Here is a 17,098-nt window from a genome sequence, read left to right as displayed (position 1 = left end):
CCTTGTAAAGTAACAGCAAGCTGTAAACCAATGTATCTTCGTTCGACACTATTTAATAAATAGTTGCCATGCCATGACTGGGCTAGTGATTTCTGCTCACCACTTCAGCTCGATGTCGGTCTCGAACAGCCGGACTTGCCCAGACAACGGATCGATAAAACGCAAGCTTTGCGCCAACAGTTTCAAGGGTTGATTGAAGTCATCCTTCACTGTGTTGATGACCTCCGGATAAAACGGGTCGTTACAGATGGGCGCACCCAACGCCGCCATGTGCACGCGCAATTGATGCTTCTTGCCCGTTACCGGGTACAGGCCATAACGCCAAAACTCGCCATTACGTTCACTGACCTCAATACGGGTTTCGGTATTGCTGACGCCCTCTGCTTCGCGCATTCGAAAAAAAGGCTCTCCGGCTACCAGACGGCTTTTATGCACTCGGGGAAACTCGACGTCAGGCAACGCCCGCGCAATGGCCTCATAACGTTTGTCGATTTGACGGGTTGGAAACAAGGACTGATACGCCGAACGGCTGCTCTTTTTTGCCGAGAACAACACCAGACCCGCCGTGTGGCGGTCAATTCGATGCAAGGGCACCAGATTGGGATTGTCGAGGCGGTGGATCAGACGTCGCAATAACGTCTGCTCTACATATTCGCCGGCGGGCGTTACCGGCAGAAAATGCGGTTTGTCGGCCACCACCAAGTGCTCATCAGCATACAAGATCGTTTCCAGTACCGGGATCGGTGTTTCGTTCGGCACTTCGCGAAAATAGTGAACACGCAAGCCTTCTTTGTAGGGTAACGCAGAGGTAATGGCCAAACCGCTAGCGTCCAGCACCCGGCCTCTGGCGATTCGATCCAGCCATTGCTCTCGACTGATCGCCGCAAAGTGCGCGCACAAACACTCCAGAACCGTGCCCCACGGCCCGGCGGGCAAATAAAGGGTGCTGGCCTGGGTGTGTGCGGGGGAGAAGTTCGACTCGGACATGAATGGGCTCAGCAGCGGGCGGGCCTTGATTGGCCGGTTGCGCATTATCGCGCAACGGTTGACTGGAATCTAATAGCCGTGTGCGCTGGTGCGGCCTTAGCCCGGAACCTGGCACCTAACCTAGCACCGAGCCAGCACCTGGCTTTGCGCCGCAGCGGCTTCAGTAAACTCTTTTAACCAACGCAATACGTCCACTGCCTCCCAGCGTGCGGGGTCGTATAACGCGTAAAGCAGGCCCTGATAACCGACCACATCCAACTGACGGTGATAACCTGCACGCTGAAACAGCGCTTCGATTTCGGCGAAACAGGTATTGAAATGCACTTTGGTAAACGGGGTTTTGCCCTCGGTGACCAAGCCATCCATGCGTAACTCCAGCACGGCTTCGCTGACCACCTCGGCCGACATGTGATTCACGCTGTTTTTCAATTGTTCGACATTGACCATGACTGTAGCTCTCTGTGTGTTCTTTGCATTCGTTCAATCGCGATTGGACTGCGCTGTCAAGCGCTGAGCTCTATCAGCACGGTTGCAAGACAGGACGCCCATGCGCCAGCGCGGAAATCGCAGGCGGCGGGAAGACCAGAAGCATACGAATAAATCCGCATTCCTGTACATGCATACAGTAAACGAATCAGAGATGACTGACCACGGGTTAATGCCGAGCGGGCGTCTAACGAAGAAACGTCACCACCTGTTCGGCATCGAAAGGCCAGTCCAGCTCGGCACCGGTATCGATGCGGCGCAGCACCGGAATACGCAGCCCGTAGTCCTCGAACATCGCTTCACTCTCGCCGATATCGATCAGCTCGACCATTAAACCGTGCTCGACCAAAGGCAACAGTTCCGCTTCGGCGACTTCACACAAGTGACACCCGAGGGTGCCCAATAGCTGGCATTCAGGAGGCATGGTTACACCTTTAAACAGAGACATTTGAGCGTGAGACAGGCCCTATTTTAGGCCCGTGTCATTGAGGGCGTCGAGGGCAAATCCCACGCTAAACGCTGCCAGGCTTTCAATCCTGACTGACCGATCCGATCTTGTGTATCGACAAGTCGGCACCGTAGTACTCCTCCTCCTGGGTCAAGCGCAGGCCGGTCACCCACTTGATTGCGCCATAAACGACGAATCCACCGAGCAGCGCCACGCCTACCCCCGCCGCGCTGCCGATCAATTGGCTAACCAGACTGACACCGCCCAATCCACCCAGCGCTGTTTGTCCAAAGATGCCGCAGGCGATACCCCCCCAAACGCCGCACAAACCATGTAACGGCCACACACCCAGCACGTCATCAATTTTCCAGCGCACTTGGGCGGCGGTGAAACACCAGACAAACAAGGCGCCGGCAATTACGCCGGTTATTAAAGCGCCAACGGGGTGCATCAAGTCTGATCCGGCACAGATCGCCACCAACCCCGCCAACGGACCATTGTGCAGAAACCCCGGATCGTTACGACCAACAATCAGTGCCGCAACAGTGCCACCTACCATCGCCATCAGTGAGTTGACGGCCACCAGCCCGCTTACGGCCTGCAGGGTTTGAGCGCTCATGACATTAAAGCCGAACCAACCGACGATCAAAATCCACGAGCCCAGCGCCAAAAAAGGAATACTTGAAGGTGGATACGCCACCAACTTTCCCTCTCGATAACGCCCGTTACGGGGACCCAACAACAGCACTGCGGCCAAAGCCAGCCAACCGCCCATAGCATGCACGACAACCGAACCGGCAAAGTCGTGAAAGCTGGCGCCGAAACGGGCCAACAACCAGGCTTGCAGGCCAAAGTTACCGTTCCAGACAACGCCTTCGAAAAAGGGGTAAACAAACGCCACGATCAAAACGGTTGCACACATCTGCGGGGCGAATCGCGCACGTTCAGCAACCCCACCGGAAATAATCGCTGGAATAGCCGCCGCGAACGTCAGCAGAAAAAAGAATTTCACCAAGCTGTAACCGTGATCAGCGCTGATTACTGCGGCAGGCTGTAGAAAACTCACCCCATAGGAAATCCAATAGCCTATAAAGAAGTACGCGAGCGTCGACATCGCAAAATCACTGAGAATCTTCGACAGCGCGTTCACCTGGTTTTTATGGCGAACGGTACCGACCTCAAGAAACGCGAAGCCAGCGTGCATGGCTAACACCATGACTGCGCCGAGCAAGATAAAAACGGTGTTGGAGCTCTGGACTAAATTGTCCACAGCACTGTGTAGATTTTCCATGGATGGGCAGGCCTGCAAATTTGCTGAAAAGCACCAAAACAGGTCAACTGACGATAACCCGCACCGAAACAGCGCCACCCTATTTCAGCGGTATCTCGGCGTGTACCTATTTGGCGCAAATAAATCAGGCAGTCATTCTGAACAATGGACTTTTACGAAAGTTTTTGAGTGCGAGCGTCAGGTCTGGAGCATATTGCCCTAGCCTTCGCCCTTATTAAGCGCATCCGCCCTCCGTGGCGCACCAACGAGAAGCAAGTCCTGTACCAGCCAACAGCGATTAGCGGCTTGCGATTGAAATGAACCTTCAGTAAACGGTTAGACTCGAAGCACCAGAAGCCACTAAACGGAGATAACCATGGCCCGCACTACAGCGCAAAACGCTCAGGAAGTACTAATGGCTGATTTTCAGACATTGGTCAGTGACACGGAAAAGCTGCTGGCACACACCGCAACGTTAGCGGGTGATCAGGCTGATGAGTTGCGGGGGCAGATTCACGAAAGTCTGCTCAAGGCGCGGGAAACACTGAAGCTCACCGAAGAATCGCTCCGCGAACGCGGCAAAGCGGCCGTAGTGGCCACCGAAGACTATGTGCAGAGCAATCCGTGGCAATCCGTTGGCATCGCAGCCGGCGTCGGGTTCTTGCTGGGTCTTCTGGCTACCAGGCGCTGACGGTTATGGCTTTGGGTACAGAATCAGGTCCATCCCCTTCGGACCCTACCTCTACGCCTCGGCGCTTGAGTGCTGCATTTCTGGGCTTGCTGCACAGCCATGTCGAATTGTTCGGCATTGAACTGCAAGAGCAAAAATCACGCACGGTCAGCCTGTTTCTCTTTGCGGGCTTGGCGCTGGTGTTCGCATTGTTGCTGTTCATAGGCCTATCGGCCCTGGTGTTGATCTTGGTATGGGACACTTACCGGCTCGCTGGCATCATCGGCCTGTGTCTGTTCTATACCTTGGCCGCAGCGTTCTGTGGCATGCGACTAAAAGCGGCGATCTTTGATGAGTCTTCACCCTTTAGCGCAACGCTCGAAGAACTGGCCAATGACCGTGAGCGACTGATGCCATGAGCCTGATTGAACCGCAACCAAACTCCCGACGTGAGCTGCGCAAGGCGCTTATCCGCCTGCGAATGGAAATGCACCGCCAGGAAATTCGCCACGAAACGAGCCAACTACTGCAACCGCTGCGTCGAGTGCGCGGCATGAGTCAGGACTGGCAAGGCGTACTGGGAATTAAACATGCTCCGCTCTGGGGCATGGGCATTGTTACCCTGCTTGGCTTTCTCGGCGGCAAGGGGACCAAAGCCGGTGGTCTCAACAGCGTCTCCCGCTTGGTAAGACTGGGCACCACCCTTATGCCATTGATAAAACTGGTATTACAGGGTTCACCGCCCAAACGCTGATTATTCTATCTGGCTGCATTCTTGCAGAGCGTTACCGACTTGATCACCTCATGGCTTGCCATGGGGTGATGGGTGATGGGTGCTGCCTACTCGGCAGACCCTTTTCTGAACCCACAAAGGAGGTTCCGTGATCGATGGGCAACCGCTAGCCTGCTTTCAGCCGTTCATCGATACCGCTACAGGCCGCATTGCCGGTGTCGAAGCCCTGGGTCGCCTGCGTCAACTTGATGGTCAACTGTTATCCGTTGGCCCGTTATTCGCTGACCCGAAAAGCTCTCCGGCGATTCTTCGCCGTCTTGACCGAGCCATCCGCGACAATGCCTTGAGCCGCCTGCATGAAGTCCCTGCTGACTGGTTTTTGAGCCTTAACATTTCGCCGCGCTGGATCAGTCGGCTTCGTCCCGGCCAGCCGCTCCCCAGCCTAAAACAGCTGAAGCGTCATGGTGTGGCGCCACAGCGCATTGTCTTTGAAATAACTGAGCTGGTCGGCGATAGCCAGCGCTTGGCCAGCGTCGTCGCACGCTACCGCGAAGCGGGGGCACGCATTGCTATCGATGATTTTGGGGCGGGCTATTCACAGTTGGATCGGGTGCTGGCGTTACAACCCGACATCTTGAAACTGGACATGCGTTTATTCCAGGCCGCTGCGAGGGGTGGTCCCAGCAGTGATGTGGTTAAAGCGCTCGCGCAGATGGCCGAAAAGACCGGATGCTGGATCATTGCCGAAGGCGTTGAAACCGAAGCTGAACTGGATTTCGCCCTGGAATGCGGATCACGTTACGTGCAGGGTTTTTTATTCGCCAAAGGTGAATTGGACTTCCCCCCCGCCGACGCATTTGTCCGGCGATTCGGCGAACTGCGTGACCGCTATGTGCTGAAAAAGCTGGAAGAGCGCGCTCGCCTCATGACCTTACGTCAGCAGTTGGGCACATTGATGAATCTCCTCCAACGTTGGGCGGAGGGTCATGCCCCTGTCAGTGATCTACCGCAGTTGCATGACTACCCTTGGTTTCTGCGCTTCTACCAATGTGATCGTCACGGAACCCAATTGACGCCAAACCTGGAATGGCGCAACGGCGCCTGGCACGCAGACCCCAGCTACCTGGGTCACAACTGGTCCTGGCGACCGTATTTTTACCAGCTGTTGGCTGAAGGATGGGACGACCGGCGCCTGACCCTCTCCAACACCTATCGCGACGCGACCAGCAACCAATACTGCCTGACTGCCGGACAGTTTTTCGACAATGGTCAACGTTTGTTGCTTATCGATATTGATGCAGCGGGGTTGTGATTCGGGATGTGCATAGCATGCAGATAGGCCCTAGCGCAGATCAACAGACAAACGCACGCCGGGACTGAAGCCTTCCCGAATGAATTCAGTCCCACAGATTTTGGCGTTGCACAGATTTTTGTAGGAGCCAAAGGCTGCGATAAGTCCGAAGGACCTTCGCCAACCCGTTGGCTCCAGAGGTGTAGATCACCGTGCCAAAAAACGCTCTCGGCCTTTTGTATCCGCCCCGATACATTCACGACAATCCCCCGACACGCTGACAGAACAGCCTTGCGCGCCGTCTGTAGGCGAGTAGCCTGCGGGCAGCGGTGTTCTTCAACCTTTAGACGGCACTCGCACCATGCAATTAAGCCCTACCCCCACACCCGACAACGCCCTGGCCGAAGAACGTCGCTGGAACATCCGTGCGCTGATCGTCGACGACGATGTGCCGATTCGCGAGCTGCTGTGCGATTACCTGGCGCGCTTCAATATTCAAAGCCGCGGCGTGACCGACGGCGTGGCGATGCGCCAGGCATTGACCGAAGAAACCTTCGACGTGGTGGTGCTCGACTTGATGCTGCCGGGGGAAGACGGCCTGTCGCTGTGTCGCTGGTTGCGAAGCACGTCAGACATTCCGATTTTGATGCTGACCGCCCGTTGCGAACCCACCGACCGCATCATTGGACTGGAACTGGGGGCCGATGACTACATGGCCAAGCCGTTCGAACCCCGGGAGCTAGTGGCCCGTATCCAGACCGTGTTACGCCGGGTGCGTGATGACCGCAGCGAGCAGCGCACCGTCGTTCGTTTCGATGCCTGGCGCTTGAACAGTGTCATGCGCCAACTGACCGCACCCGATGGCTTAGTGGTGCCGCTGTCCAACGCTGAATTCCGTTTATTGAGCGTATTCCTCGAACGTCCACGCCGAGTACTTTCCCGCGAACAATTGTTGGATGCTGCCCGTGGCCGGACGATTGATGCGTTCGATCGAAGCATTGATCTGCTGGTGTCTCGCCTGCGACAGAAACTCGGTGACGACCCAAAAGCGCCGCAACTGATCAAAACCGTACGGGGCGAAGGCTATCTGTTCGACGCCAGGGATATCGGTTGATCCGTTCAGCTGACACCCTGTTTGCCCGGCTTTTCGGCGGTGCATTGCTGGCAATCTTGCTGGCGCACCTGTTGGCCTTCATGTGGTTCATGCACTACGGCCCGCCGCCTGCGCCACCTCATCCGCCGTTTGCTGCAGAATACGGCCCGCCCGGCCCCGATGTCGGCCCCGACTTCGAGCACTCAAGACCGCCACGGATGCAGCACCCGCCAGGCCCACCACCCCTGTTCGGTGGGCCGATTGTGCCTTTAGTCTTTCAACTGATCACCTTGGTCGCGGCTGCCTGGTATGGCGCCAAGGCGCTAAGCCGACCGATTCGGCGCATGAGCGAAGCCGCCGAGCGTTTGAGCGAGAACCTCGACAGCCCGCCGCTGGAAATCACGGGGCCCTACGAGGCGCGCAAAGCCGCCCAGACTTTCAACCTGATGCAGCAGCGTATCCGCGAGCAGGTTCAGCAACGCGGGCGCATGCTTGCGGCCATGTCTCATGACATGCGCACGCCGCTGTCGCGCTTGAAGCTGCGGGTCGAACACATCGAAGAACCCAAGCTGCACGGGCAAATGTCCCAGGACCTGGACGACATGATCAACATGCTCGACGCCACCCTGACCTACCTGCACGAACAGCGCACCCGGGAAACGCCGCAACTGTTTGATCTGCAAGCGCTGGCCGAGTCCCTCACTGAAAACGCTCAGGATCAGGGTGACGATGTGCAGTGCCATGGCCACTGCACGCCGCTCATGACGCAACCGATGGCGTTGCGGTCCTGTTTGAACAATTTGATTGATAACGCCTTGCGCTACGCCGGTCATGCGCACATCGACATTCACGACCACCCGCATCAGGTCCAGGTTCGAATTATCGACCGGGGGCCCGGCATCGACCCCAGTCAACATGAATCGGTGTTCGAGCCGTTTTTCCGCGTTGAGGGTTCCCGTAACCGCAACTCCGGGGGTGTCGGCATGGGCATGACCATCGCCCGCGAAGCCGCACGGCGCATGGGCGGCGACCTGCAACTGGAGCAAACCGTTGGCGGCGGACTGACAGTGGTCCTCAATCTGCCTCGCCCGTTGTCGTAGCAAGCTCTGGACAACTGTAGGGGCTGCCGAAGACTGCGAAGAGGCCCATCGTCAGCTCAGAATGTGTGCACTACCTGAATCTGTGGGACCAATTCATTCTCTGTAGCCAACTTGTTGGCGAAGGTTGGTGCGGTGAATCAGGCACACTGCCTCGCCAACAAGTGGCTCCTACAGCGGTTTGCCGGCGCGTTTGATTCCAGGTATCGGCTCCGGTACACGCCTCACACACCGCGGACACTTCATCCCCAGAGTCTGTATAAGCCGGAGCACCGTTACCGGCCAAATCAATCTGTGGGGAGTCAGTCCGATGATCAGTGGCGTCAGTAGCAGCAATAGTTATTCGAGTTACACCAGCTCAAGCGCGACGGCAACTGCCAGCGCGGCCAGTAAAAAGTTCCAGGCTGAGTTGCTGGCAAAACTGGACACCAATGGCGACGGTAGCATCAGCAAGGACGAACTGAGTTCAGCCGAGACGTCGGACAGCAAAAACCGTGTCTTGGTGAGCCTGAGCAAGGCCTTCACCAGCCTCGACAGCAATGACGACGGCAGCCTCGACGCGACCGAGTTGTCCGCCATGGTGCCACCTCAGCCGCCGGCGCAACCGTCCACCGACGTCGCCGATAAGCTGCTGAGCTATCTGGACACCAACGGCAGCGGCTCCATCAGCAGTGACGAACTGAAAACAGCCTTGAGCAGTACCGACAGTACAGCTGACAGCTCGAAACTGTTCGCCGCACTGGACACCAATAAAGACGGCACCGTCAGTCTTGATGAGCTGAGCAGCGCATTGCAGGCGTCCTCTGGACCACCGCCTCCGCCGCCTGCACAGGACTCCGCCGCTCAATTGTTTAGTCAGCTCGACGCCAACAACGATGGCAGCATCAGCGCCAGCGAGTTGAGCAGCGCACTGGACAGCGCATCCGCGAGCAATAGCACCAGCAGCACGCACTCAACTACCAGCGCCAACGACTCCAGCTCGCTATTGAGCAGTCTCGACAGCGACAGCAGCGGCAGCATCAGCCTTGAAGAATTGACGTCGGCGCTGACGAGCACCTTGAGTGCCAACGCAAGCAGTGCAAGTACGGGCGCTAGTACAAGCTCAAGTACAAGCGCCACCACCGTTGCAAGTACCAGCACGGACACCAACCTCACGGGGCAAAACACCACCGAAGCCAAACACGCCGCAGCCTTGGCGCTAAGCAAGATGATTGCTGAGCTGACTCAGCGTTACACCACCAACGGCGGCAAACCCGTCGGCAATAACCTGAACGTCGCAGCCTGATACAAAAACGCCGCGACACCCAGGTTTCGCGGCGGTTCAGCTAACACCCCACCCAGCGGATCAGAGGACGGTTGGAGTGTCAGGACGTTGGTTTTTTGAAGCGGTCCAGTCGATCAACAGGCTGTAGGCCACCGCCAATAACGTCGGACCGATGAACAAGCCAATAAACCCGAACGCCAGCAAGCCGCCAAATACCCCCAGTAACACAATCACCAACGGCAAATTGCCGCCCCGACTGATCAGGTAAGGCTTAAGCACGTTGTCGACGCCACTGATGATGAACGTGCCCCAAATGCCGAGAAAGATCGCCATGCCGTATTGGCCTTTCCAGGCCAGCCACGCCGTGGCGGGAACCCAGAGCAGCGGTGGGCCCATCGGCACCAGACTGAGCAAGAAGGTGCCAATCCCCAGCGCCATTGCGCCCGGAACGCCGGCAATCAAAAACCCGATAAACGCCAACACCGCTTGGGCCGCCGCTGTACCGATGACCCCATTCACCACTCGCTGAACCGTACCGGCCACCAAGTCCAGATAATAATGGGCTCGGTCGCCAATCAAACGTTCCAACAGGCTGAGGACAAACGCCGCCAGCCTTGGGCCGTCGCGGTAGAAGAAAAACACGAACACCAGGCTCAAGGTAGTTTCGAGAATCCCGCCTCCAATCTGCGCACTGCGCGCCAACAACCAGTTCCCGACCTGGCCCAAGTAAGGCTTGATCGCGATCATCGCCGCAGCGCCCTGTTCGTCAATGGTGTTCCAGTAACCCACCAACCGTTCCCCAACAATCGGCACCCCGGCCAACCACACGGGCGGCTCGGGCAGGCCATCGACCTGAACGTCCTTGATGAACAGGGTCGCATCCCGCACGTGGTCTGCCAGGTTAAACCCTAGCCAGACCAAAGGCGCTGCCACCAGCAACATCCAGATCAGGGTCAACACGCCGGCCGCCAGCGACTCGCGCCCGTGAAGCCAGCGCGTCAGCACGCGCATCATCGGCCAACTGGCGAACGCCAACACCGCGCCCCAAAACAGCGCCGACCAAAACGGCGCCATGACCCAGAGACACGCACCCAGTAGCGCCAGGAGCAGAATCTGCACCAGCAGGCGATCATTATTGAGCATGGGTTATCCCGAAAAAGAAAACGGAGGTTGTAAGCATAACGGCGAACACCGACAGCGCCAGTGTTCGCCCGATGAGAACAAGGATTTCAGCGAATAAGCTCGACAACCAGACCCGGCTTGTCAGCACTGCCGGTTTCAAGACGTGCCGCGCGCACGCTTTTGGTGATCAACGCCTGACGCCAAGCTTCGGCATTCGCCCCGGATACCGTGACCCGCACCGTGCTGTCCAGATTGAGCGCACGGGAAATCAAGGTCGTCCAGGTGTCCTGCGGGTCGCCAGTCAGCTTCGGAAACTCCAGTTTGCCGGTGCTTTTCAACTGACGCAGCAAGGTCGCCGAGGTGGGCAGTAGATCACCCAGCGGTGCGGCGGAATCAAACTGTTCGACGTGCAAATAGGCTCGTCGATTGCCACGGGTAATGCCATACAACGCCACCAATGTGTCGTTCTTCGGGACCGCCAGACGAAGCAGCAAATAGGCCTGCTGGTCATCGGCGCCGTACAGTTTGGAGTTACCGAACACTTCGTTGGCCCACAAGCTGCTTTCACCACAGTCCCGAGCCTGGCACCAGAACAACAGCTCGGCGCCCTGCTTTTGCAGCGCTTCCCGAGCGATGGTAAAAGCCTCATCCGAGGTGTGTTCGGTGGGCAGCTCGTAGGTCACAGAAGTGGCGCTGCCTTTGGCGCTGACTTGGCCGTCAAAGCGCAACTGGCCACTGATTTTGCGGATAGAACCTAACGGGTAAATTCGCTCCAGGTCCACCGGCGGGCGGTAGTCGACAATTTCGGCGTCCAACACCCGTGGCACCACATCCAGGTCATGGCTGCCGGGAACATCGGCGGCAAAGAGCAGGGTACTTAGCAACGAACTGCTGATCGACACGCTGAGAACACTCAGTAAACGCATACGTGCTTTCATCGGGTCGCCAAGGTGAGGGCGGGCTGGTTGGGGTTGCAGGTTACGGCGGGACGGTGGTCCATCAAGGTCATCTCCTGTTTCAAGGAGCCCAGCCTCGGCAGTTGCCCGCCGCAAGTCAAGGAACGGCGTAAAAGCGATTGAAACAGTCTGCAACAGAGCGTGCGCCCTCTTCGTCATTCAGGTGCAGGTGATGACCGCCCTCCAGGGTCGTGACTTCAAAAGGCAGTTGCGACAATAACTCCGGATGTTGCGCCAGCATGCCCTGCCCGGCCACCACCAACTGCGTCGGACAACTGACGCGTTTAACGAAGGCCATCGCCTGATCTCGGGTCAAGCGCATGGGTGACGCCAGGGTCAAGCGGCTGTCACTGCGCCAGGTATAACCACCGGCTACCGGCATCAAGCCACGTTGGGCGAGCAATTCAGCCGCTTCACGGCTCACGGCCACCACGCCTTTCATCCGGGCTTCCACTGCACTGTTCAGGTCAGGGTAGACCGGCTTGTGTTTGGCAGACAGGTTCAACTTCGCCTGCAATGCCATGCCCATCCGCTCTGCGGTACTGTCCGCTTCGCCAGTGGGCGGAATCACGCCGTCGATCAAGGCCAGACGCGTAACCCGCTCGGGCAGCGCACCGGCCAGCACCACAGAAATAATCGCGCCCAACGAATGCCCCAGCAAAGAAAAGCGCTGCCAGCCCAGTTGTTCAGCCACCTGCAACACGTCATGGGCGTAGTCCCACAAGGTATAACCGGAACCCACTGGGCGATGGTCCGAGTGCCCGTGTCCGGCCAGGTCCAAGGCGACAATCCGTAGCCCTTTAAGTTGTGGCGCCAGGCGCGCGAAGCTGTTGGCGTTGTCCAGCCAACCGTGCAGGGCGATCACCGGTTGACCGTCTTCCGGCCCGAACAGGTGGGCGGCCAATTCGATGTGCGGCAACCTCAGGCGAACTTCTTCGACCGGCATACTCATGCGCTGATTCTCTCGGTGAGCGCCATGTTCCAGCGAGCAAATACCTGCTTGAGCAGGTCGGCGGTTTCTTGCGGACGTTCCAGGGGAAACATGTGACCTCCGGGCATAGATAACGACTCACCCAGCGGCAGGTGTTTTACCGAACGGGCGTGATGACGCATGACCACTCGGCTGTGCTTGCCGCGAACCACGGCCAGCGGTACTTGCAACTGTTGAGCGCGACCGGGGCTGGTGTGCGGAACGCTGCGGTAGATGCTGATTTCCGTGGCCGGGTCGAAGCTCAAGCGCAAGTGCTCTCCGTCTTGCCGCAAACCGTGCAGCAAGTAGGCATCGAAGCATTCTGGATCAAAACGCCGAAACAGGGTTTTGCCGGAAAAGTAGTGGCGGGCGGCGTCCATGTCAGCAAACGCTTCCCGACGTCCCAAGGTGCGGCCCGCCGGGGTAATGCGATCAATAAAGCCAAAGCGCTTGGCCGCGCGGATCATCAGTTGATCGGCCAATGTGAGTACCGGTGAGTCAAGCATCACCACCCCGCGATACAGCTCCGGACAGCGCAGCGCTGCATGAAAATGCAGCACGCCGCCCAACGAGTGCCCCACGCCCCAGACCGGCTCGGGCTGTAGACGCAGGTGATAAATCAGCTCATCGACTAAATTCAGCCAGTTGTCATCCACCGGAAATCGCGGATCATGGGCGTGCTGCTGCAAATGTGAAACGACGAAATCCGGCGCCAAGGCAGCAAACAACTTGCCGTAGGTGGCCGACGGAAAGCCGTTGGCGTGAGCGAAAAACACCTGTTGCGACATACGAGCACGTCCATAACGAAAACCCAGTGGCGATTGTGCGCACCCGCCCAGCGCCGGGCAATGACTGTAACCGCCACTTGAAGTGACACTTAGGACAGGATTGCCTTCACAGGATCAACGAACCGGCGGTTGCTCGCCTATGGGCACGACCGCCATGGTCAGGCGCGAGATACAGCTGGCCTTGCCTTCGTCGCTGGTCAAGCGAATGTCCCACACGTGTGTCGTGCGGCCAATGTGGATTGGGTGGGCGACTGCCGTCACTCGACCGCTGCGCAAACCGCGCAGATGGTTGGCGTTGATTTCCAGACCGACGCAAAAAAACTTGCTTGGATCGATGCACAGGTAGCTGGCCATCGAACCCACGCTTTCTGCCAGCACCACCGAAGCCCCCCCGTGCAACAGCCCATAAGGTTGATGGGTACGGTGGTCGACCACCATGCTCGCGGTAAGGGAGTTGTCATCGAAACTTTCGAAACGTATGTCCAGCAGCTCACCGATGGTGTTCTTCTGCAACCCATTGAGTTGTTCGATATTGGGGGTCGTAAGCCAAAGGCTCATGTTAAATCCCTGGGTTATGGCGCCCGGTTGGCGAGCGCTTAAATTGGAGTCGGTCGCCGCATAGTAGCGTTTTCGAACGCCCGTTTCATTCGGTAAAAAATGATGTGATCACGTCAGATTTTCGGGGTTATGCCCAGCGCGGTGCTGATCTCCACCAAGATCGCCGGATCATCAATGGTAGAAGGCGGCGTAAACACTTCCCCGTCGGCTATTTTGCGCAACACGGCGCGCAGTATTTTGCCGGAGCGAGTTTTGGGCAGTCGCTTGACCACCACTATCCGCTGCAAACAGGCTAACGCGCCGATTTTCTCACGCACCAAAGCAACCATTTCGCTCTGCAGTTGCGCATTGCTTTCTTCGATGCCGTCTTTAAGCACGATCATCCCTAACGGCACTTGGCCTTTGATCTCGTCATGTACGCCAATCACTGCGCACTCGGCGACGGCCGGGTGTTGGCCCACCAGGTCTTCCATCTCGCCGGTGGACAAGCGGTGACCCGCGACATTAATCACGTCGTCGGTGCGGCCCATGATGTAGACGAACCCTTCGTCATCGACATAGCCGCCGTCGCCGGTATGAAAATAACCGGGGAAGCTCTGTAAATAGGCCTCAAGGTAGCGCGAATGGTCGTTCCACAAGGTTTGGCTGCAACCGGGTGGCAACGGCAAGGCAATCACCACCGACCCCTGCTCGCCAGGCCCGACCAGTTGCCCGTGCTCATCCATCACCCGAACGTCGTAACCCGGCACCGCGCGGTTGCTTGAGCCAGGGCCGGGACGGTGACCTTCCAGACCCACGCATGGCGCAGTCACCGGCCAACCGGTTTCGGTCTGCCACCAATGATCGAGGACGGGCTTGCCAGTCAGTTGTTCCAACCACTCGTGGGTGCTGGAATCGAGTTTTTCCCCGGCCAGAAACAGATGACGAATCGAGCTCAGGTCGCGGTGTTTGATCAGTTCGCCGTCGGGGTCCGCCTTGCGAATCGCCCGCATGGCGGTCGGGGCGCAGAACAAGGCATTAATCCGGTACTCCTCGATCATCCGCCAATAGCTTCCTGCATCCGGCGTACGGATCGGTTTGCCTTCGTACAGCACCGTCGTGCAACCGGCCATCAACGGCCCGTAAACAATCAGCGAATGGCCAACGACCCAGCCCACATCGGAAATCCCCCACCAGACATCGCCGGTTTGCATGCCATAAATCGAGGCCATGGTGAAGATCAGCGCCACGGCGTTGCCACCGTTTTCGCGAACGATGCCTTTGGGCCTGCCGGTAGTGCCTGAGGTGTACATGATGTACAGCGGGTCGCTGCTCGCGACCGGCACCGGATCAACCGGTGCAACACCGGCTAACGCAACGTTCCAGTCCAAGTCGCGCCCTGCCTGCAACGGCGCCAGAACTTGGGGGCGCTGCAAAACCAGCACCTGACGCGGCTGATGACGGGCCAACTCCAGCGCTTTATCGACCAGGGGTTTGTATTCAATCACCCGGTCAAACTCGAGGCCGCAGGAGGCGGTCAGCAATAACGTGGGTTTGGCATCGTCGATCCGCAGCGCCAGTTCGTTGGCCGCAAAACCGCCGAAGACCACCGAGTGAACCGCGCCCAACCGAGCACAAGCCAGCATGGCCATCACCGCTTCGGGAATCATCGGCATGTAAATAATCACGCCGTCGCCTTTTTCCACGCCCAACTGGCGCAACAGTCCGGCCAACCGCGCCACTTCGTCACGCAGTTCGGTGTAGCTGTAACGGACTTTGCTGTAGCTGACCGGCGAGTCGTAGATCAACGCTGCCTGATCGCCGCGCCCTTGCTCGATGTGGTGATCCAGCGCCAGGTAGCTGCTGTTGAGCAGGCCATCGCCGAACCAACGGTGCGTGCCGTCGGCCAAGGTTTCAAGGGTATTGAGGGGCGCGCGATACCAGGCCACGTGCCGCGCCTGTTCGGCCCAAAAAGCCTCGGGGTCGGCGATCGATTGCGCGTGACTCTGGACGTAGTTCATCGGTTGCTGGCTCATCGGTATCCCTGTGATTGTTCTTGTTCTGGGCTTGCGAGAAAGGCCTTACACCGATGAACGTAGCAGATGCGCAGCGAAATTCCGCTACGACTTTTGTCGATCGTATCAGCCGCGTTGCAGCCTGCGAGTGTTGGCCAACCGTTGAAGCAACAGCCCGAACAACGCCAAGACCGCGAGAACGATGACCACCAGCCCGTAGACGTTGGCAGTGTTGATCAGGCCGAAGCTGTGCGAAGACAAGCCTGCCACCAACGCAGGCACACAAAATGCCAAGTAACTGAGCACGTAGAACGTCGACATCAACCCTCCCCGTTCATGGGCATGAGCCAGTGGCATTAGCAGCCGCATGGCGCCCAGAAACCCCGAGCCGAAGCCACAACCCGCGATCACCGTGCCAACAAAAAACAACCACAGCCAGCCGCTGTTGACCGCCAGCAAAATCACCGCGACGCCAATGCCCAAGCAGGTCGCGCCGACGAACAAGGCCAGAACCGGCGCGCGCTTGCGCAGGTTAAGAATCGCCAGCACCCCACTCAAGGTGAGCGCAGCCACGGCCAACCCGCCATTCATGACCGAGGTTGAACCGGTTGCTGCGGCCAACAGCGAGGGCGTCAACGACAGGTAGAACCCACCCAGCGCCCATGCCGCAATGTCCACCGGCAGAATCAGCCAGAGCGTGCGCCGCGCTTGCGGCGGTAGGCTCAGCGTCGGTTTTAGCGAGGCCCACACACCGGGTTGCGGGCTGACCGTTTCCGGCAAACGCCACAGGTACGCTGCTTGCAGCGCAAAGGCGATCAATAGCACGATAAACGCCAGTGTCAGCGGCATCGGTGCGTAAGCCACCAACACGCTGGTTCCCAGCGCGCCGCCCGCCATGCCCAATAATGGCGCCACGCTATTGACCAGCGGGCCTTGGACCTGATCACAGTCGAGCAACGCTGCGCCCAGTGCGCTGGCGGCCATTCCCGTGGCGAAACCCTGGAGCAACCGCGCCCAGAGCAACCAGGTCACGTCCGTGGCACCGATGAACAACGCCATCGACAGGATTTGCAGCAACAGTGCGGCAAAGATCACCGGGCGCCTGCCGAGGTAATCCGACAATGACCCCACGACCAGCAGTGCCACCAACAAGCTCAACGCGTACGCAGCAAAGATCAACGTCAGCATCGCAGCCGAGAAGCCCCAGCTTTGTTGATACAGGTGATAAAGCGGGGTCGGCGTACTGGATGCGGCGAAAAAGCACAGTGTGGTAATGGCCAGAAACCCTACACTGTTACGACCGCGAACCGTCATAGACGGGTTCTGCAAAGGGTGGGACATGGGTACACTCTCCAAACAAAGCAAACCGCT

The 17,098-nt window shown here is 58.1% G+C and carries 18 protein-coding genes; 7 read left to right on the top strand and 11 right to left on the bottom strand.

The annotated features are described in order from the left end of the window. Positions 1 to 96: 96 nt before the first annotated feature. From RHM59_RS03315 to RHM59_RS03300, 4 genes are all read right to left on the bottom strand, one after another. Complete coding sequence (locus RHM59_RS03315; protein ID WP_322285950.1) at positions 97 to 987, bottom strand: pseudouridine synthase; 891 nt, start codon at positions 985 to 987, stop codon at positions 97 to 99. Positions 988 to 1,107: 120 nt separating this feature from the next. Further along, positions 1,108 to 1,434, bottom strand: coding sequence for a transcriptional regulator (locus RHM59_RS03310; RefSeq protein ID WP_322164630.1), 327 nt, complete (start codon positions 1,432 to 1,434; stop codon positions 1,108 to 1,110). A gap of 226 nt (positions 1,435 to 1,660) precedes the next feature. After that, positions 1,661 to 1,897 (bottom strand): glutaredoxin family protein, encoded by a 237-nt coding sequence (locus RHM59_RS03305; protein ID WP_322164632.1) that lies wholly within the window; start codon positions 1,895 to 1,897, stop codon positions 1,661 to 1,663. Positions 1,898 to 2,003: 106 nt separating this feature from the next. After that, positions 2,004 to 3,212 carry an ammonium transporter gene (locus RHM59_RS03300; protein ID WP_322285949.1) on the bottom strand — a complete coding sequence of 403 codons (1,209 nt, stop codon included), beginning with the start codon at positions 3,210 to 3,212 and terminating at the stop codon, positions 2,004 to 2,006. A 355-nt stretch (positions 3,213 to 3,567) separates the two neighbouring features. Between RHM59_RS03300 and RHM59_RS03295 the strand changes: the two genes are divergently transcribed. From RHM59_RS03295 to xopAW, 7 genes are all read left to right on the top strand, one after another. Beyond that, on the top strand, positions 3,568 to 3,882 hold the full coding sequence (locus RHM59_RS03295; protein WP_322285948.1) for a YqjD family protein: 315 nt from the start codon (positions 3,568 to 3,570) through the stop codon (positions 3,880 to 3,882). A gap of 5 nt (positions 3,883 to 3,887) precedes the next feature. Beyond that, positions 3,888 to 4,280, top strand: coding sequence for a phage holin family protein (locus tag RHM59_RS03290; protein WP_322285947.1), 393 nt, complete (start codon positions 3,888 to 3,890; stop codon positions 4,278 to 4,280). Further along, the gene (locus RHM59_RS03285) at positions 4,277 to 4,615 is read left to right on the top strand and encodes a hypothetical protein (RefSeq protein ID WP_322164638.1); all 339 of its coding nucleotides are present in this window, start codon (positions 4,277 to 4,279) and stop codon (positions 4,613 to 4,615) included. Before RHM59_RS03290 ends, RHM59_RS03285 begins: the two co-directional genes overlap by 4 nt. A gap of 127 nt (positions 4,616 to 4,742) precedes the next feature. After that, positions 4,743 to 5,906, top strand: a complete 1,164-nt coding sequence (locus tag RHM59_RS03280) for an EAL domain-containing protein (protein ID WP_322164640.1) — start codon at positions 4,743 to 4,745, stop codon at positions 5,904 to 5,906. Between the two features lie 340 nt (positions 5,907 to 6,246). Then, positions 6,247 to 6,999, top strand: a complete 753-nt coding sequence (locus RHM59_RS03275; protein WP_322164642.1) for a response regulator — start codon at positions 6,247 to 6,249, stop codon at positions 6,997 to 6,999. Further along, positions 6,996 to 8,078 carry a HAMP domain-containing sensor histidine kinase gene (locus tag RHM59_RS03270; RefSeq protein ID WP_322164644.1) on the top strand — a complete coding sequence of 361 codons (1,083 nt, stop codon included), beginning with the start codon at positions 6,996 to 6,998 and terminating at the stop codon, positions 8,076 to 8,078. The genes RHM59_RS03275 and RHM59_RS03270 overlap by 4 nt, the downstream gene beginning before the upstream one ends. 307 nt (positions 8,079 to 8,385) lie before the next feature. After that, entirely contained in the window at positions 8,386 to 9,360 is a 975-nt protein-coding gene (xopAW, locus tag RHM59_RS03265; protein WP_322164645.1) for a XopAW family type III secretion system calcium-binding effector, read from the top strand. Positions 9,361 to 9,420: 60 nt separating this feature from the next. Here xopAW and RHM59_RS03260 read toward each other — a convergent pair whose 3' ends face one another. The 7 genes from RHM59_RS03260 to RHM59_RS03230 form a co-directional block, all read right to left on the bottom strand. Then, positions 9,421 to 10,482, bottom strand: coding sequence for an AI-2E family transporter (locus tag RHM59_RS03260; protein ID WP_322285946.1), 1,062 nt, complete (start codon positions 10,480 to 10,482; stop codon positions 9,421 to 9,423). 86 nt (positions 10,483 to 10,568) lie between these two features. Further along, complete coding sequence (locus RHM59_RS03255) at positions 10,569 to 11,387, bottom strand: DUF4892 domain-containing protein (RefSeq protein WP_322286661.1); 819 nt, start codon at positions 11,385 to 11,387, stop codon at positions 10,569 to 10,571. Between the two features lie 127 nt (positions 11,388 to 11,514). Next, entirely contained in the window at positions 11,515 to 12,369 is an 855-nt protein-coding gene (locus RHM59_RS03250; RefSeq protein WP_322164649.1) for an alpha/beta hydrolase, read from the bottom strand. Then, entirely contained in the window at positions 12,366 to 13,175 is an 810-nt protein-coding gene (locus RHM59_RS03245; RefSeq protein ID WP_322164651.1) for an alpha/beta hydrolase, read from the bottom strand. Before RHM59_RS03245 ends, RHM59_RS03250 begins: the two co-directional genes overlap by 4 nt. Before the next feature lie 114 nt (positions 13,176 to 13,289). After that, on the bottom strand, positions 13,290 to 13,733 hold the full coding sequence (locus RHM59_RS03240; protein ID WP_322164653.1) for a hotdog fold thioesterase: 444 nt from the start codon (positions 13,731 to 13,733) through the stop codon (positions 13,290 to 13,292). A 113-nt stretch (positions 13,734 to 13,846) separates the two neighbouring features. Further along, positions 13,847 to 15,733, bottom strand: coding sequence for a propionyl-CoA synthetase (locus RHM59_RS03235; protein WP_322286660.1), 1,887 nt, complete (start codon positions 15,731 to 15,733; stop codon positions 13,847 to 13,849). Positions 15,734 to 15,853: 120 nt separating this feature from the next. Further along, complete coding sequence (locus RHM59_RS03230; protein ID WP_322285945.1) at positions 15,854 to 17,068, bottom strand: MFS transporter; 1,215 nt, start codon at positions 17,066 to 17,068, stop codon at positions 15,854 to 15,856. Between the last annotated feature and the right edge of the window lie 30 nt (positions 17,069 to 17,098).

Origin of the sequence: Pseudomonas sp. MH10 (genome assembly GCF_034353045.1) — a bacterium.
Lineage (GTDB): Bacteria > Pseudomonadota > Gammaproteobacteria > Pseudomonadales > Pseudomonadaceae > Aquipseudomonas.
The sequence above is the reverse complement of the archived record's forward strand: the minus strand, read 5'-3'. Positions and strand labels throughout refer to the sequence as shown.

What these genes read in the sequence shown, in the direction of transcription:
- RHM59_RS03315 (WP_322285950.1), bottom strand. Translation starts at nt 987, where the DNA reads ATGTCCGAGTCGAACTTCTCCCCCGCACACACCCAGGCCAGCACCCTT.
- RHM59_RS03310 (WP_322164630.1), bottom strand. Translation starts at nt 1,434, where the DNA reads ATGGTCAATGTCGAACAATTGAAAAACAGCGTGAATCACATGTCGGCC.
- RHM59_RS03305 (WP_322164632.1), bottom strand. Translation starts at nt 1,897, where the DNA reads ATGCCTCCTGAATGCCAGCTATTGGGCACCCTCGGGTGTCACTTGTGT.
- RHM59_RS03300 (WP_322285949.1), bottom strand. Translation starts at nt 3,212, where the DNA reads ATGGAAAATCTACACAGTGCTGTGGACAATTTAGTCCAGAGCTCCAAC.
- RHM59_RS03295 (WP_322285948.1), top strand. Translation starts at nt 3,568, where the DNA reads ATGGCCCGCACTACAGCGCAAAACGCTCAGGAAGTACTAATGGCTGAT.
- RHM59_RS03290 (WP_322285947.1), top strand. Translation starts at nt 3,888, where the DNA reads ATGGCTTTGGGTACAGAATCAGGTCCATCCCCTTCGGACCCTACCTCT.
- RHM59_RS03285 (WP_322164638.1), top strand. Translation starts at nt 4,277, where the DNA reads ATGAGCCTGATTGAACCGCAACCAAACTCCCGACGTGAGCTGCGCAAG.
- RHM59_RS03275 (WP_322164642.1), top strand. Translation starts at nt 6,247, where the DNA reads ATGCAATTAAGCCCTACCCCCACACCCGACAACGCCCTGGCCGAAGAA.
- xopAW (WP_322164645.1), top strand. Translation starts at nt 8,386, where the DNA reads ATGATCAGTGGCGTCAGTAGCAGCAATAGTTATTCGAGTTACACCAGC.
- RHM59_RS03260 (WP_322285946.1), bottom strand. Translation starts at nt 10,482, where the DNA reads ATGCTCAATAATGATCGCCTGCTGGTGCAGATTCTGCTCCTGGCGCTA.
- RHM59_RS03255 (WP_322286661.1), bottom strand. Translation starts at nt 11,387, where the DNA reads ATGCGTTTACTGAGTGTTCTCAGCGTGTCGATCAGCAGTTCGTTGCTA.
- RHM59_RS03250 (WP_322164649.1), bottom strand. Translation starts at nt 12,369, where the DNA reads ATGAGTATGCCGGTCGAAGAAGTTCGCCTGAGGTTGCCGCACATCGAA.
- RHM59_RS03245 (WP_322164651.1), bottom strand. Translation starts at nt 13,175, where the DNA reads ATGTCGCAACAGGTGTTTTTCGCTCACGCCAACGGCTTTCCGTCGGCC.
- RHM59_RS03240 (WP_322164653.1), bottom strand. Translation starts at nt 13,733, where the DNA reads ATGAGCCTTTGGCTTACGACCCCCAATATCGAACAACTCAATGGGTTG.
- RHM59_RS03235 (WP_322286660.1), bottom strand. Translation starts at nt 15,733, where the DNA reads ATGAACTACGTCCAGAGTCACGCGCAATCGATCGCCGACCCCGAGGCT.
- RHM59_RS03230 (WP_322285945.1), bottom strand. Translation starts at nt 17,068, where the DNA reads ATGTCCCACCCTTTGCAGAACCCGTCTATGACGGTTCGCGGTCGTAAC.